This is a genomic window from Cupriavidus sp. 01L43, assembly GCF_056399925.1.
Map to the genome: position 1 here is coordinate 474,811 of NZ_JBFTSH010000001.1, position 14,819 is coordinate 489,629.

Sequence of the window (14,819 nt, forward strand, 5' to 3'; positions counted from 1 at the left end):
CACGACTAGGCGGCCAGCAGCGAGAAGATCGCCGGCCGCTTTTGCAGGGCAACCCGCTCCGGCCGCCAGGCCGACAGCGGCAGCGTGACGATGGTTTCGGTGGGCAGCGTCAGATCGACGGCCACCGATACCATCGTGGTGCCGGCGCAATGCTGGCGCAGCGCTTCCAGCAACGCGGCGTTGCGGTACGGGGTCTCGATAAAGACCTGCGTCTGGCGCGCCTTGCGCGAATGCGCTTCCAGTTCCCGCAGCTTGCGCGCGCGCTCGTCGGCGTCCACGGGCAGGTAGCCGTTGAACGCGAAGCTCTGGCCGTTCAGCCCGGAGCCCATCACCGCCAGCAGGATCGAACTCGGCCCCACCAGTGGCCGCACCGTCACGCCGCGCGTGTGGGCCAGCCGCACGAGGTCCGCGCCGGGGTCGGCCACGGCCGGCACGCCGGCTTCGGAGAGCAGGCCGCCATCGCGGCCCCCGGCGATCGGGTCCAGCAGCGCGGCCAGCGCCTCGGCGCGCGTATTCACGTTCAGTTCGCGGATCTCGATCTGTTGGATCGGGTGCGCCAGCGGGCTGGTTTCGCCCAGCTTCTTCAGAAAGGCGCGGGCCGTCTTGGCGTTCTCGGCCACCAGGTAGTCGAGCCGCGCGGCGATCTGCTGCACGCCGGCGGGGATGACATCGGGCAGCGGATCGAATTCGTCGCGCTTGCCGAGCGTGTTGGGAATCAGGAACAGGGTGCCAGCCATCGTTCAGGCTCCGAAGAACGGGTAGCCGGCGGCGCGCAGCATGCCGGTCAGCGCGATCAGCGGCAGGCCGATCAGCGCGGTGGGGTCGTCCGATTCCACGCGGGCGAGCAAGGCGATGCCCAGCCCCTCGGCCTTGGCGCTGCCGGCGCAGTCGTAGGGGGTCTCCAGGCGCAGGTAGGCGTCGAGTTCGGCATCGGGCAGGTCGCGGAAGGTCGCCCGGGTCTGCACATCGGCCAGTTGGGCTTCGCCGGTGCGGCTGTCGAGCAGGCATAGCGCCGAATGAAATGTGACGGTTCGTCCACGCATCCGCTGCAGCTGGGCCAGCGCCTTCTCGTGGCTGCCGGGTTTGCCGATCTGGGCGCCGTCGAGTGTGCAGACCTGGTCCGAGCCGATAACCAGCGCGCCGGGGTGGCGCGCGGCGATCGCCTCGGCCTTGCGGCGCGAGAGGCGCAGGGCCGTGGCTTCAGGCGCCTCGCCGGCCAGCGGGGTTTCGTCGATGTCTGGCACGGCCACGTCGAACGGAATGCGCAGCCGCGCGAGCAGTTCGCGCCGGTATGGAGAACTCGACCCGAGGATCAGGGGCGGGTGGATAGCGGAGGACGACATATATATAGAGGTAGCGTCGGAAGGAGAGGGGAATGGTCGGTTGTATACTTTGACCGGCTCCCGTTTTTCAGCTTATAATCGCGCGTTTAGCCACACAGGCACATTCGTGCCCGGCCGTGATCGGAAGCCATCGCGGCAGGCGTATCCGCCCTCGATGGCGTGGATCGTCCCAGGTGTGGCAAACAAGGCATTTTTCCAGCGATTCAGCGTACATGAGTCAGCCGACCCAGCCAGCGGCGTCCGCCGCGGCATTCGATCTGCGCGAAACCGATCTGTTCGCCTTCTGCCGCAAGGGTGGCAGCGTGGCGGGCGACGTGGCGACGCGCGATTTGCCGCGCATCTTAGCCGAGACGGCCGCGGATGCGCCAGCATCGGCACCGGACGAGACGTTTCACTACACGCTCACCGGCTTCATGCGCGAGGAAGCTGTGGAAGTTGGCGCAGCGGTGTCGCAGCGGCTGTTCGTCGACGTGACCATGCAAGGCCGGGTCTGGCTCGATTGCCAGCGCTGCCTGCAGGTCTACCCGGAGCCGATCGACACGTCGATGCGCTTCGAGGTCATGGCCAGCGAAGAAGCGGCGGATTCGGCACCCATGGATGACGACGACGTCGACGTGATCGTCGGGTCGAAGAAGTTTTCGCCGCTGGAACTGATGGAAGACGAGGTGCTGCTGGCGTTGCCGTCGGCACCCAAGCATATGGTCTGTCCGGCCGTGCACGAGTCGCTCGTGACCGGCGCGGACGGTGAGGTGGAGCCTGAGGCTCCGCCCGAAGAGGAAAAGCGGCCATCGCCCTTTGCGGCGCTGGCCGGCCTGAAGACGAAGCACTGACGCCGCAACAGAGCGGCCGGCGCACCCGTCCTCGGGTAGCAGGTCAAGCATCCGGCCGGGCCCCGGCTACGCCTCGCGCAGGATGCGTGTGTTAATATCGGAAAATTCTCGAAGGAGTCATCATGGCAGTTCAACAGAACAAGAAGTCGCCGTCCAAGCGCGGCATGCATCGTTCGCACGACCATCTGTCGGTCGCACCCCTGGCCGTTGAGCCGACCACGGGCGAGACCCACCTGCGTCACCACGTGAGCCCGAACGGCTACTACCGTGGCCGCAAGGTCATCAAGACCAAGAACGACTGACCAGGTCGTCTGGCGTGACCCTGTGTCTCGCTCGCGCACGTTGTCAGGTGTAAAACAGGAAAGCGGCAAGCTCGTTGCCGCTTTTTTGTTGGGCGCTCGGCGCCCACCCGGCAACGTATCCGCGCGTCCGGCTGGTTGCGTCCCCGCAAACCGAGGCGGCGGATGCCGGTGCGCATTCCGTATCTGGAAACAATGACGATCAAGCTCGCTATCGACTGCATGGGCGGCGATCACGGAGTGTCCGTGACCGTGCCGGCGGCGATCAGTTTTCTTTCCCGTCACGATGACGCCGAGATGATCCTCGTCGGCTTGCCCGACGCCATCGGCGCGCAGCTCAAGAAGCTGCATGCCACCGATCATCCGCGCGTCACCGTGGTGGCGGCAACCGAGGTCATCACGATGGATGACCCGGTGGAAGTGGCGCTGCGCAAGAAGAAGGACTCTTCGATGCGCGTGGCGGCCACGCAGGTCAAGGAAGGCCGCGCCGACGCGCTCATCTCCGCCGGCAACACCGGCGCGCTGATGGCCGTGTCGCGCTATGTGCTGAAGACGCTCGAGGGCATCGAGCGGCCAGCCATCGCTACGACCATTCCCAATGAGCAGGGCTGGGGCACCACGGTGCTCGACCTGGGCGCCAACGCCGACTGCGAGCCGGGGCACCTGCTCCAGTTCGCCCGCATGGCGGAGGCCATGGTGTCCGTGGTGGATCACAAGGATCACCCCACGGTGGGCCTGCTCAATATCGGCGAGGAAGTGATCAAGGGCAACGAGGTGGTCAAGGCCGCCGGCGAGTTGCTGCGCGCTTCCGAGCTGAATTTCTACGGCAACGTGGAAGGCAACGACATCTTCAAGGGCACGACGGACATCGTGGTCTGCGACGGCTTCGTCGGCAATGTGGCGCTCAAGAGCACCGAGGGCCTGGCCAAGATGATCGGCGGCATGATCAAGGAAGAGTTCACGCGCTCCTGGTTCACCAAGCTGCTGGCCGCCGTGGCCATGCCCGTGCTGTCGCGCCTGGCGCGCCGGCTGGACCCTGCGCGCTACAACGGCGCCTCGCTGCTGGGCCTGCGCGGGCTGGTGATCAAGAGTCACGGTTCCGCCGACGCCCACTCTTTTGAATGGGCGATCAAACGCGGGTATGATGCGGCCAGAAACGGCGTAATCGAACGTATAGCAAGGGTCTTCGCCAACAAGTCCGGCGCCGCGGCGCCCGCGACCGGCGGCCCGGAGACCGACGCACCGGACCCACATCCCGATACCCATGCCGCCTGAAGCTTCGTGCCCCCTGAGTGGCGGGGGCCGTGGCGGCTGTCCAAGGGCGGCCCGGGTGAGCATCACGATCCGACAGACATGACCAAGTTCGCAAAAATCATCGGTACCGGGAGCTACCTGCCCCCGCGGCGTGTCACCAATCAAGAGCTGGCAGCACAGCTGGCCGAGCGTGGCATCGAAACCAGCGACGAGTGGATCGTCTCGCGCAGCGGCATTTCGGCGCGGCACTGGGCCGAGCCGGACGTCACGGCCAGCGACCTGGCCGTGCAGGCGGCCGAGCAGGCGATCAAGGCGGCCGGCATCGAGCGCCAGGACATCGACCTGATCATCGTGGCCACCTCCACGCCCGACTTCGTGTTCCCGAGCACCGCCTGCCTGGTGCAGCAGAAGCTCGGCATTACGAACCATTGTGCGGCCTTCGACATGCAGGCCGTGTGCTCGGGCTTCGTCTACGCGCTCTCCACGGCGGACAAGTTCATCCGCAGCGGCTCCCACAAGAACGTGCTGGTGATCGGCACCGAAGTGTTCTCCCGCATCCTCGATTTCAACGACCGCACGACCTGCGTGCTGTTCGGCGACGGCGCCGGCGCCGTGGTGCTGACCGCCTCGGACGAGCCGGGCATCCTGTCGTCGGCCATGCATGCCGATGGCAGCCACGTGGACATCCTCTGTGTGCCGGGCAATGTCTCGGGCGGCGCCATCACCGGCAATGCCTTCCTGCACATGGACGGCCAGGCGGTGTTCAAGCTGGCCGTGAACGTGCTGGACAAAGTGGCGCGCGAGGCCATGGCTGCGGCCGAGATCCAGTCGGATGAAATCGACTGGCTGGTGCCGCACCAGGCCAATATCCGCATCATGCAGGGCACGGCGCGCAAGCTGGGCCTGCCGGCCGAGCGGATGATCGCCACGGTGCACGAGCATGGCAATACGTCGGCGGCGTCGATCCCGCTGGCACTCGATGTGGCCGTACGCGACGGCCGCATCCGCCCGGGCCAGACCGTGATGCTGGAAGGCGTTGGCGGCGGCTTCACCTGGGGCGCGGTGCTGCTGCGCATGTAAGATGCGGTCCGGCGCGGCGTGCCTGAGAGGGCGCGTGCGCCCCGACACGCTCGTCTGAATCGTTAAGACTGGATTCCCGATGAAATTCGCATTCGTTTTCCCTGGCCAGGGCTCGCAATCGGTCGGCATGCTCAACGCGTTCGCCGACAACCCGGTGGTCCGCGCCACGCTGGAGGAAGCCTCCACCGCGCTGGGCCAGGACATCGGCCGCCTGATCGCGGAAGGTCCGGCGGAAGAACTGAACCTGACGACCAACACCCAGCCCGTGATGCTGACCGCCGCCGTGGCCGTGTACCGCGCCTGGCTGGACGCCGGCGGCCCGGCCCCGGCCCTGGTGGCTGGCCACAGCCTGGGCGAGTACTCGGCGCTGGTGGCTGCAGGCGTGATCCCGTTCGCCGATGCGGTGCCGCTGGTGCGCTTCCGCGCACAGGCGATGCAGGAAGCCGTGCCGGTGGGCCAGGGCGGCATGGCCGCCATTCTCGGCCTGTCCGATGACGACGTGCGCGCGGCTTGTGCCGAGGCGTCCGTCGCCGGCGTGGTCGAGGCCGTCAACTTCAACGCCCCTTCGCAGGTGGTGATCGCCGGCCACAAGGCCGCCGTGGAAAAGGCCTGCGAGATTGCCAAGGCCAAGGGCGCCAAGCGCGCGCTGCCGCTGCCAGTCTCGGCGCCGTTCCATTCGTCGCTGCTGAAGCCCGCCTCGGACCGCCTCAAGGAGCGCATGGCAGGGCTGGCGTTCTCGGCGCCGTCGATCCCGGTCATCAATAACGTGGACGTGGCCATCGCCAACGACCCGGCCCAGATCAAGGACGCCCTGGTGCGCCAGGCCGCCGCCCCGGTACGCTGGGTAGAGTGCGTGCAGAAGATGGCCGCCGAAGGCGTGACCCATGTGATCGAATGCGGCCCCGGCAAGGTGCTGGCCGGCATGACCAAGCGCATCGACGGCAACCTCGTCGGCGGCGCGATCTTCGACCCCGCATCGCTGCAAGACACGCTGGCGCTGCTGAAGTAAGCCAAGGAACATCGCAACATGAGCAAGACTCTGGAAAATCAGGTCGCCCTGGTGACGGGTGCGTCGCGCGGCATTGGCCGGGCCATCGCCCTGGAACTGGCGCGTCAGGGCGCCACCGTGATCGGCACCGCCACGAGCGAGTCCGGCGCGGCTGCCATCGGCGAATACCTGACGGCCGAGGGCCTGCAGGGCCGCGGCGTGGTGTTGAATGTGAACGACGCCGCACGCTGCGAAGCCGTGATCGAAGAGATCGTGAAGGCCCACGGCGGCCTGGCCGTGCTGGTGAACAATGCCGGCATTACCCAGGACCAGCTGGCCATGCGCATGAAGGACGATGACTGGACGAGCGTCATCGACACGAACCTGACGGCAGTGTTCCGCCTGTCGCGCGCCGTGCTGCGCCCGATGATGAAGGCCCGCACCGGCCGCATCATCAACATCACCTCGGTGGTGGGCTCCACGGGCAACCCGGGCCAGATGAACTACGCGGCGGCCAAGGCCGGCGTGGAGGGTATGGCCCGCGCGCTGGCGCGCGAGATCGGCAGCCGCAACGTCACCGTGAACTGCGTGGCGCCGGGCTTCATCGACACCGACATGACCAAGGTCCTGTCGGACGAGCAGCATACGGCGCTGAAGACCCAGATCCCGCTGGGACGACTCGGCCAGCCGGAAGACATCGCGCATGCGGTGGCGTTCCTGGCCGGTCCGCAGGCCGCCTACATCACGGGCACCACGCTGCACGTGAACGGCGGCATGTACATGAATTGATTGCATTACCCGACGTACATTTCGGCGAAGAAGCCGAAAGATGGCGGGCGAAGCAGTTGTTTTTCAAACCGAACGGGCGCGATTCTTGCAATAGATGGCAGGCGGATTTTTTGTGGTCCAAACCTGCTAAAATGCGCCCACTTTTTGTCGAACTTCCCTGGAGGGTTACATGGACAATATCGAACAACGCGTCAAGAAAATCGTGGCTGAACAGCTTGGCGTGGCCGAGGCAGACATCAAGAACGAATCGTCGTTCGTGAACGATCTCGGCGCGGACTCGCTGGACACGGTTGAACTCGTGATGGCGTTGGAAGATGAATTCGGCATGGAAATTCCTGATGAGGAAGCCGAAAAGATCACGACCGTGCAACAGGCCATCGACTACGCCACCGCGCACGTCAAGGCCTAAGCCGTCGTCTTCGTATTCCGAGCCACAGAAGGCACAAGGGTGGGGCCGTCACGGTCCTGTCCGGTTGTTTTCTGTGGCTTTCGTCTGTTCGAAGAAGCAGAATCGGAATGATCTCAAACCGTATTGCGCGCCGCATGCAATGACTAACGGCCCGATCGGCGAGATCCTGAATCAATCCAATTCCGCTTCACGCACTCGTAGGAAATCATAGTGAGCCGTCGTCGCGTCGTCGTCACTGGGCTTGGCCTTGTGTCTCCGGTCGGAAACACGGTTGCCGAAGGCTGGGCCAACCTGGTTGCCGGCAAGTCCGGCATCGCCACCATTACCAAATTCGATCACTCCGCGCTCGCCGTGCATTTTGCTGGCGAAGTGAAGGGTTTCAACGTCGAGGAATATGTTCCGGCGAAGGAAGCCCCCCGTATGGATACGTTTATCCATTTCGGTATCGCGGCGGGTACCCAGGCGCTGAAGGATAGCGGCCTGGAAGTGACCGAGGAAAACGCCGAGCGCATCGGCGTGCTGGTTGGCTCCGGCATCGGCGGACTGCCGATGATCGAAGATACGCAGATGGAGCTGGCCAATCGCGGCCCGCGCCGGATTTCGCCGTTCTTCGTTCCGGGCTCGATCATCAACATGATCTCGGGCCATTTGTCGATCTACCACGGCCTGAAGGGCCCGAACCTCGCGGCCGTGACGGCCTGCACGACCGGCCTGCACAGCATCGGCCTGGCCGCCCGCCTGATCCAGGCTGGCGACGCCGACGCGATGCTGGCCGGCGGTGCGGAGTCGACGGTTTCGCCGCTGGGCATTGGCGGCTTTGCCGCGGCCCGCGCGCTGTCCACCCGCAACGACGACCCGGCTACGGCCTCGCGTCCGTGGGACAAGGACCGCGACGGTTTCGTGCTGGGCGAGGGTGCCGGCGTGATGATGCTCGAGGAGTACGAGTCGGCCAAGGCACGTGGCGCCAGGATCTATGCGGAGCTGATCGGCTTCGGCATGAGCGGCGACGCGTTCCACATGACCGCCCCGAACACCGACGGCCCGCGCCGTTGCATGGTGGCCGCGCTGAAGAACGCCGGCGTCAATGCCGACGAAGTGCAGTATCTGAACGCGCACGGCACGTCCACGCCGCTGGGCGACAAGAACGAGTCCGACGCCGTGAAGCTGGCCTTCGGCGAACACGCCTACAAGATGGTGGTCAATTCGACGAAGTCGATGACCGGTCACCTTTTGGGCGGTGCCGGTGGCCTCGAGTCGGTCTTCACCGTGCTGGCGATCCACAACCAGCTTTCGCCGCCGACGATCAACATCTTCAATCAGGATCCGGAATGCGATCTTGACTACGTGGCGAATACGGCGCGTGAGATGAATATCGACGTGGCCGTGAAGAACAACTTCGGTTTTGGCGGCACCAACGGTACGCTTGTTTTCCGCCGCGTCTGACCGCGACGGGTATCACGGGGCTCGCCACGGCGAGCCCCGCTTCATTTCGGCATGCGGAACCAAACATGCGGACGGGCGGTCACAGAATGCGCTTCGCGACACCCGGTGGGTCCCGATTCGTAGGTAAAATACAACGTTTGTCGTGACGACAAAACCAAGAGATACACTGCAGGTGAACCATTCGTGAGCGAACGCGAAGCCGATCAGCTTCTAGTTGAACGCGTCCAGCAGGGCGACAAACGAGCCTTTGAGTTGCTGGTGGCCAAATACCACCGCAAGATCATCCGGCTCATTTCGCGCCTTGTCCGCGATCCCGCTGAAGTGGAGGATGTGGCGCAGGATGCCTTTATCAAGGCATACCGCGCGCTTCCCCAGTTCCGGGGCGAATCCGCCTTCTACACGTGGCTGTACCGCATCGCCGTGAACACCGCCAAGAACTACCTGGCCACGCAGGGCCGCCGCCCGGAGGCGTCCAGCGATATTGACGCCGAAGAGGCTGAAACTTTTGCAGACGGCGAGCAACTAAGGGATATCAATACGCCGGAGTCCATGCTCCACACGCGTCAGGTGGCCGAGACGGTCAACCGCGCGATGGAGGCGCTGCCGGAGGAATTGCGTACCGCCATCACCCTGCGCGAAATCGAGGGCCTCAGCTATGAGGAAATCGCCGAAGCCATGGGTTGCCCGATCGGCACCGTGCGGTCACGGATCTTCCGCGCCCGCGAGGCGATTGCCGACAAGTTGCGCCCCCTGCTGGGAACAGCCGAGGGCAAGCGGTGGTAGAGGTAGCAAGTTGAAGAATGTCGTGCAGCCAGCGTTGCAGCCAATTCCTGCATCGATAAACGACAAGCAGCAGTACGGGATTTATCGGTGTTCAATGGAATTTCTTGGGGTGGGAAATGGGTCAGGCTCATAAGCAGTCGGTTCATGTAGTGGAAGCATCGGAGCAAATCTCCGTTTTGATGGATGGCGAGCTGGCGCCGAACGAAGTGGACGCCGTGCTGGGTCTCGCGAAGAGCGACACCGGCATGACGGACTGGACCGTCTACCAGCTGATCGGTGACACGCTGCGTTCGGAAGAGCTGACGCACGCTGGATCGACCGATGCGTTTCTTTCCCGATTCTCCGCACGCCTGGAAGCCGAGCCCCATGTGCTCGTGCCCGCCGTGGCTGCCGCTGGCCGTCAACGCCTGCTGGTGCGCCCGTCGTGGGTGCGCCGCGTGATGCCGGGCACGGCCATCGCCGCCGCTGTGGCGGCCGTGAGCTGGGTTGTGGTGCCGCAGATGCGTGGTCCGGGTGATATCGGTACGCCCGATGCCGTCGTGGCCCGCGTCGAGCAATCCGCCACGCCGGCCAAGGCCGGTTCGATCGTGACCGTGGCCGCTGACAGCGCCCAGATGATTCGCGATCCGCGCCTTGACGAATACCTGCGTGCCCATCGCACGTCGGTCGCGACCGAAGCCTTTGTGCCGACCATGCGCACAGTGGCGAATGGCGCAAACTTCTCACAGGAAAATTCGCAGGAATAATGCCGGACATGCATAAAGGAATGTCGCTCGCCGACGTAGCGGGCGTACACAGAAGGAAGGGCCTGCGCAGGTCCTTTTTTCTGGCCTTGTGTCTGACCGCTGCCGCCGCAACGGCGCAGCCGTCTGACAATACGCTGAACCGACGCGACGCCACGGCGTGGCTCAACAAGATCCACCGTGCCGCCCAGCGCGAGAATTATGTCGGCACGCTGATCTATCAGCGGGGCAGCGTCATGCATGCGTCGCGAATCCAGCATTACAGCGATCTCGTCCACAACGAGTACGAACGCCTGGAAACGCTCGACGGCAAGCCGCGCGAGGTGCTGCGCCAGAACGACGTCGTGCACAGCCTGATTCCGGAAGCCAAGCTCGTGGTCGTGGAGAAACAGGAGGCGAAGGACCGCTTCCCGGCGCTGCTCGCCACCAACAAGAGCGATGTGCTCGAGCTGTACGACATGCGCAAGCTGCCCGGCGAGCGCGTGGCGGGCGTCGAGTGCGAGGTGTTCTCGCTCGAACCGCACGACGCCGCGCGCTACGCGGTGCGCCTGTGGGCCGACAAGGGCTCGGGTCTGCTGATGCGCGCCCAGACCATCGGCGAGGGCGGCAAGGTGCTCGAGCAGGTGGCGTTCTCGCAGGTCGATATCGGCGTGCCGTCGGACAAGCAACGCATCCTGTCCGCCATCAAGAGTTCGCAGTCGTGGAACCGCTACGAAGTCACCTACCAGCCGGCCAATGTGGCCGACGAGGGGTGGATCATCGGTTCGCCGCTCAAGGGTTTCCAGAAGATCCGCGAAGTGCGCCGCCCGCTGGGCGATTTGCGCCCGCCCGCCCAGGGCAGCAAGCCGGGGCAGGTCTTCGAGGTGCTTCAGATCGTCTACAGCGACGGTCTGACCGGGTTGTCGATCTTTATCGAACCCGTATCGGAACAACGCGCACGCCGAGAAGGCGTGGCTTCGCTCGGCGCCACGCAGGTCGTGGTGCGCCGCGTGGCTGACTACTGGATCACGGTGGTGGGCGAGGTGCCGGCCGCCACGGTCAGGCAGTTCGCCGCCGGCGTGGAGTACCGCCCGCCCAAGACGGTACACTGAGCGCATGAGCGCGCTGGCTCCGGGGCAGCGAACCCCGGGCCGGCCGCTTGGTGCAGGCCAGTAGCGCTTGAAGTTCCGCCTTGCGGGGTCGATCGGCTCCGACGTCCCGCAAGGCATCCGTTTCTCGCTGATCTCCCGGGAGTTGTCGATGATTTCCAAATCCCCAGCCCTGGTGCGAACCATGGTCATGGCTGCCATGCTCGTGCTGGGTCCGGCTGTTGCCCAGGTGGGGCATGCCCAGGCGGCTGCCTCGAACTACAACCTGCCCGATTTCACCGACCTGGTGGAGAAGGCCAGCCCGGCCGTCGTCAACATCCGGACCACCGAGCGCATCCGCTCGCGTGGTGGCAATTCGCCCGAAGACGACGAGATGGCCGAGTTCTTCCGTCGCTTCTTCGGCGTGCCGATGCCGGGCGCACCGGGTGGGCCGACCCCGCCGCGCCGTGGCCAGCCGCCGCAGGGCGAGGAACAGAGCCGTGGCGTAGGGTCCGGCTTCATCATCAGCCAGGATGGCTACGTGATGACCAACGCCCACGTGGTGGCGGACGCCGAGACCATCTATGTGACGCTCCCCGACAAGCGCGAATTCAAGGCCAAGCTGATCGGCTCCGACCGCCGCACCGACGTGGCCCTGATCAAGGTGGAAGCGAACAACCTGCCGCGGCTGCCGCTTGGCGATTCGGACAAGATCCGCCCGGGTGAGTGGGTGCTCGCCATCGGCTCGCCGTTCGGGCTCGACAACAGCGTGACCGCCGGTATCGTTTCGGCCAAGGGCCGCGACACGGGCGACTACCTGCCGTTCATCCAGACCGACGTGGCCGTGAACCCCGGTAATTCGGGCGGGCCGCTGATCAATCTGCGCGGCGAAGTGATCGGCATCAATTCGCAGATCTACAGCCGTAGCGGCGGCTACATGGGCATTTCGTTCGCGATTCCGATCGACGAAGCGATGCGCGTGTCGGAGCAGCTTAAGTCGTCCGGCAAGGTGACCCGTGGCCGGATCGCCGTGGCCATCGGCGATGTGACCAAGGAAGTGGCGGACTCGCTGGGCCTGGGCCGTGCGCGTGGCGCACTGGTCGGCAGCGTGGAGCCGGGCGGACCGGCCGAGAAGGCTGGCATTGAGGCCGGCGACATCATCCTGAAGTTCAACGGCCGCGACATCGAAAAGGCGTCGGACCTGCCGCGCATGGTCGGCGACACCAAGCCGGGCACCCGTGTGCCGCTGCAGGTGTGGCGCAAGGGGCAGACGCGTGACGTTTCCGTGACGGTGACCGAACTCGAGCCGGACAATGCCCGTGCCGTGGCGCGCCGGGGCGACAAGCGGGGCGGTAGCGCGGACGAAGCCGCGCCGGCCGCCAAGCCGAACGCGCTGGGGATGATCGTCACCGACATAGCCGAGACCAAGCTCAAGGAGCTGAAGATCAAGTCCGGCGTGGAAGTGGAGGCGGCAGACGGCCCGGCGGCACGTGCCGGCATCCGTCCGGGCGACATCATCCTGCGCCTGGGCGACGCCGACGTGACCAACGCGCGCCAGTTCAACGACATGGTGAAGGCGCTGGACAAGAACAAGATGGCGGCCGTGTTCGTGCGCCGTGGCGACGCTACCCAAGTGCTGACGCTGCGCCCGAGTCAGGCGCGGTAAGACGGTCCGGGGGAGTCCCCTGGCCAGAACTACCCATCGCGCCGGACTCGATGTCCGGCGCGATGTGTTTTCAGGTGCGCGATACGCCATTTTCGGGCGCCTGCACGGAAAGTGCCGATCACGGTTCCGACACCATTTACCGCGCCGGAAGTCCTTGAAAATCCGGTAAAATCGCGGATTGGCGCACGCATTGCGCCCCACCTTATTTATGCTCCCGCGCCCCCGTCCCACCTGGCGCGCCGGCGCTCCCCAGAACGCTAGATGGACCACATTCGTAATTTCTCGATCATTGCCCACATCGACCATGGGAAATCGACCCTGGCCGACCGAATCATTCAACGGTGTGGCGGGCTGTCCGATCGCGAGATGGAAGCGCAGGTGCTCGACTCGATGGACATCGAGAAGGAGCGCGGCATCACCATCAAGGCCCAGACCGCGGCGCTTAGCTACAAGGCGCGCGATGGCCAGGTCTACAACCTCAACCTGATCGACACCCCGGGGCACGTGGACTTCAGCTACGAAGTCAGCCGCTCGCTGTCCGCCTGCGAAGGCGCGCTGCTGGTGGTGGATGCTTCGCAGGGCGTGGAAGCCCAGACCGTGGCCAACTGCTACACGGCCATCGAACTGGGCGTGGAAGTGGTGCCCGTGCTCAACAAGATCGACCTGCCGCAGGCGGACCCCGCCAATGCGATCCAGGAAATCGAGGACGTGATCGGCATTGACGCCCACGACGCCACGCCGTGCTCGGCCAAGACCGGCCAGGGCGTGGAAGACGTGATCGAGGCGATGATTGCCAAGGTGCCGCCGCCCAAGGGCGACCCCGCGGCCCCGCTGCAGGCGCTGATCATCGACTCCTGGTTCGACAATTACGTCGGCGTGGTCATGCTGGTGCGCGTGGTCAATGGGACGCTGCGCCCGAAGGACAAGGTCCTGCTGATGGCCACGGGCGCGCAGCATCTGGTGGAGCAGGTGGGCGTGTTCTCGCCGAAGTCGATGCCGCGCGAGTCGCTCTCTGCGGGGCAGGTAGGCTTCGTGATCGCGGGCATCAAGGAACTGAAGGCGGCCAAGGTGGGCGATACCATTACCACCACGGCGCGCAAGGCGACCGAGCCGCTGCCGGGCTTCAAGGAAGTCAAGCCACAGGTGTTCGCCGGCCTGTATCCGGTGGAATCGAACCAGTACGAGGCGTTGCGCGAATCGCTCGAGAAGCTGCGCCTGAACGACGCCTCGCTGCAATACGAGCCGGAAGTGTCCCAGGCGCTGGGCTTCGGCTTCCGCTGCGGCTTCCTGGGCCTGCTGCACATGGAAATCGTGCAGGAACGCCTCGAGCGCGAGTTCGACATGGACCTGATCACCACCGCGCCGACGGTGGTCTACCAGGTGCAGATGCGCGACGGCACGGTGCTGACCGTGGAAAATCCGGCCAAGATGCCCGATCCGAGTCGGATCGAGGCGATCCTGGAACCGATCGTCACGGTCAACCTGTACATGCCGCAGGACTACGTTGGCTCCGTGATCACGCTTTGCACGCAGAAGCGCGGCTCGCAGATCAACATGAGCTACCACGGCAAGCAGGTGCAGCTGACCTACGAGATCCCGATGGCCGAGATCGTGATGGACTTCTTCGATCGGCTGAAGTCGGTGTCGCGCGGCTATGCGTCGATGGATTACGAGTTCAAGGAATATCGCCCATCGGACGTGGTGAAGGTGGACATCCTGATCAACAGCGACAAGGTCGACGCGCTGTCCGTGATCGTGCACCGCTCGAACTCGCAATATCGCGGGCGCGAGGTGGCTGCCAAGATGCGCGAAATCATCCCGCGCCAGATGTACGACGTGGCTATCCAGGCGGCGATCGGGGCGAACATCATCGCCCGCGAGAACGTGAAGGCGCTGCGCAAGAACGTGCTGGCCAAGTGCTACGGCGGCGACATCTCGCGGAAGAAGAAGCTGCTGGAGAAGCAGAAGGCGGGCAAGAAGCGCATGAAGCAGGTGGGCACCGTGGAGATCCCGCAGGAGGCTTTCCTGGCGATCCTGCAGGTGGATGACAAGTAAGCCGCAGGCCAGCGCCAAGTCCGCTGGCTGGGTGACAAGACGATCTTCTAAAAAATCAACGCCAAGCCGT

At 64.9% G+C, this 14,819-nt stretch carries 15 protein-coding genes; 13 read left to right on the forward strand and 2 right to left on the reverse strand.

The genetic code is table 11. The features are described from left to right. Positions 1-5: 5 nt before the first annotated feature. Together AC1DP9_RS02320 and AC1DP9_RS02325 are read right to left on the reverse strand one after the other, a co-directional pair. Complete coding sequence (locus AC1DP9_RS02320; protein ID WP_477106502.1) at positions 6-737, reverse strand: SAM-dependent methyltransferase; 732 nt, start codon at positions 735-737, stop codon at positions 6-8. A 3-nt stretch (positions 738-740) separates the two neighbouring features. Further along, positions 741-1,343: a Maf-like protein gene (locus tag AC1DP9_RS02325; protein ID WP_477106503.1), complete on the reverse strand. Its 603-nt coding sequence runs from the start codon at positions 1,341-1,343 to the stop codon at positions 741-743. A 212-nt stretch (positions 1,344-1,555) separates the two neighbouring features. Here AC1DP9_RS02325 and AC1DP9_RS02330 point away from each other — a divergent pair, with 212 nt between their 5' ends. The 13 genes from AC1DP9_RS02330 (at position 1,556) to lepA (ending at position 14,749) form a co-directional block, all read left to right on the forward strand. Beyond that, a complete protein-coding gene (locus AC1DP9_RS02330; RefSeq protein WP_477106504.1) occupies positions 1,556-2,173 on the forward strand; it encodes a YceD family protein in 618 nt (205 codons plus the stop codon). Positions 2,174-2,295: 122 nt separating this feature from the next. Next, entirely contained in the window at positions 2,296-2,475 is a 180-nt protein-coding gene (rpmF, locus tag AC1DP9_RS02335) for a 50S ribosomal protein L32 (protein ID WP_008644820.1), read from the forward strand. 192 nt (positions 2,476-2,667) lie between these two features. Further along, a complete protein-coding gene (gene plsX / locus AC1DP9_RS02340) occupies positions 2,668-3,747 on the forward strand; it encodes a phosphate acyltransferase PlsX (protein WP_092290037.1) in 1,080 nt (359 codons plus the stop codon). Positions 3,748-3,825: 78 nt separating this feature from the next. Continuing rightward, positions 3,826-4,806 carry a beta-ketoacyl-ACP synthase III gene (locus tag AC1DP9_RS02345; RefSeq protein WP_092290036.1) on the forward strand — a complete coding sequence of 327 codons (981 nt, stop codon included), beginning with the start codon at positions 3,826-3,828 and terminating at the stop codon, positions 4,804-4,806. Between the two features lie 79 nt (positions 4,807-4,885). Next, positions 4,886-5,815, forward strand: a complete 930-nt coding sequence (gene fabD / locus AC1DP9_RS02350) for an ACP S-malonyltransferase (RefSeq protein WP_477106505.1) — start codon at positions 4,886-4,888, stop codon at positions 5,813-5,815. Positions 5,816-5,833: 18 nt separating this feature from the next. After that, the gene (gene fabG, locus AC1DP9_RS02355) at positions 5,834-6,583 is read left to right on the forward strand and encodes a 3-oxoacyl-ACP reductase FabG (RefSeq protein WP_092290034.1); all 750 of its coding nucleotides are present in this window, start codon (positions 5,834-5,836) and stop codon (positions 6,581-6,583) included. A 169-nt stretch (positions 6,584-6,752) separates the two neighbouring features. Continuing rightward, positions 6,753-6,992 (forward strand): acyl carrier protein, encoded by a 240-nt coding sequence (gene acpP, locus AC1DP9_RS02360; protein ID WP_008644813.1) that lies wholly within the window; start codon positions 6,753-6,755, stop codon positions 6,990-6,992. Between the two features lie 210 nt (positions 6,993-7,202). Beyond that, positions 7,203-8,435 carry a beta-ketoacyl-ACP synthase II gene (gene fabF / locus AC1DP9_RS02365; protein ID WP_477106506.1) on the forward strand — a complete coding sequence of 411 codons (1,233 nt, stop codon included), beginning with the start codon at positions 7,203-7,205 and terminating at the stop codon, positions 8,433-8,435. Between the two features lie 183 nt (positions 8,436-8,618). Then, the gene (rpoE, locus tag AC1DP9_RS02370; RefSeq protein WP_092290028.1) at positions 8,619-9,218 is read left to right on the forward strand and encodes an RNA polymerase sigma factor RpoE; all 600 of its coding nucleotides are present in this window, start codon (positions 8,619-8,621) and stop codon (positions 9,216-9,218) included. Positions 9,219-9,334: 116 nt separating this feature from the next. Beyond that, a complete protein-coding gene (locus AC1DP9_RS02375) occupies positions 9,335-9,964 on the forward strand; it encodes a sigma-E factor negative regulatory protein (RefSeq protein ID WP_092290027.1) in 630 nt (209 codons plus the stop codon). Positions 9,965-9,972: 8 nt separating this feature from the next. Continuing rightward, positions 9,973-11,052 (forward strand): MucB/RseB C-terminal domain-containing protein, encoded by a 1,080-nt coding sequence (locus AC1DP9_RS02380; protein ID WP_092290849.1) that lies wholly within the window; start codon positions 9,973-9,975, stop codon positions 11,050-11,052. A 148-nt stretch (positions 11,053-11,200) separates the two neighbouring features. Continuing rightward, a complete protein-coding gene (locus tag AC1DP9_RS02385) occupies positions 11,201-12,694 on the forward strand; it encodes a DegQ family serine endoprotease (protein WP_092290847.1) in 1,494 nt (497 codons plus the stop codon). A 261-nt stretch (positions 12,695-12,955) separates the two neighbouring features. Then, the gene (lepA, locus tag AC1DP9_RS02390; RefSeq protein WP_477106507.1) at positions 12,956-14,749 is read left to right on the forward strand and encodes a translation elongation factor 4; all 1,794 of its coding nucleotides are present in this window, start codon (positions 12,956-12,958) and stop codon (positions 14,747-14,749) included. Positions 14,750-14,819: the final 70 nt, after the last annotated feature.

Bases quoted from the DNA above. Each gene is read 5' to 3' on its own strand.
- AC1DP9_RS02320 (WP_477106502.1), bottom strand. From the start codon at position 737: ATGGCTGGCACCCTGTTCCTGATTCCCAACACGCTCGGCAAGCGCGAC.
- AC1DP9_RS02325 (WP_477106503.1), bottom strand. From the start codon at position 1,343: ATGTCGTCCTCCGCTATCCACCCGCCCCTGATCCTCGGGTCGAGTTCT.
- AC1DP9_RS02330 (WP_477106504.1), top strand. From the start codon at position 1,556: ATGAGTCAGCCGACCCAGCCAGCGGCGTCCGCCGCGGCATTCGATCTG.
- rpmF (WP_008644820.1), top strand. From the start codon at position 2,296: ATGGCAGTTCAACAGAACAAGAAGTCGCCGTCCAAGCGCGGCATGCAT.
- plsX (WP_092290037.1), top strand. From the start codon at position 2,668: ATGACGATCAAGCTCGCTATCGACTGCATGGGCGGCGATCACGGAGTG.
- AC1DP9_RS02345 (WP_092290036.1), top strand. From the start codon at position 3,826: ATGACCAAGTTCGCAAAAATCATCGGTACCGGGAGCTACCTGCCCCCG.
- fabD (WP_477106505.1), top strand. From the start codon at position 4,886: ATGAAATTCGCATTCGTTTTCCCTGGCCAGGGCTCGCAATCGGTCGGC.
- fabG (WP_092290034.1), top strand. From the start codon at position 5,834: ATGAGCAAGACTCTGGAAAATCAGGTCGCCCTGGTGACGGGTGCGTCG.
- acpP (WP_008644813.1), top strand. From the start codon at position 6,753: ATGGACAATATCGAACAACGCGTCAAGAAAATCGTGGCTGAACAGCTT.
- AC1DP9_RS02375 (WP_092290027.1), top strand. From the start codon at position 9,335: ATGGGTCAGGCTCATAAGCAGTCGGTTCATGTAGTGGAAGCATCGGAG.
- AC1DP9_RS02380 (WP_092290849.1), top strand. From the start codon at position 9,973: ATGCATAAAGGAATGTCGCTCGCCGACGTAGCGGGCGTACACAGAAGG.
- AC1DP9_RS02385 (WP_092290847.1), top strand. From the start codon at position 11,201: ATGATTTCCAAATCCCCAGCCCTGGTGCGAACCATGGTCATGGCTGCC.
- lepA (WP_477106507.1), top strand. From the start codon at position 12,956: ATGGACCACATTCGTAATTTCTCGATCATTGCCCACATCGACCATGGG.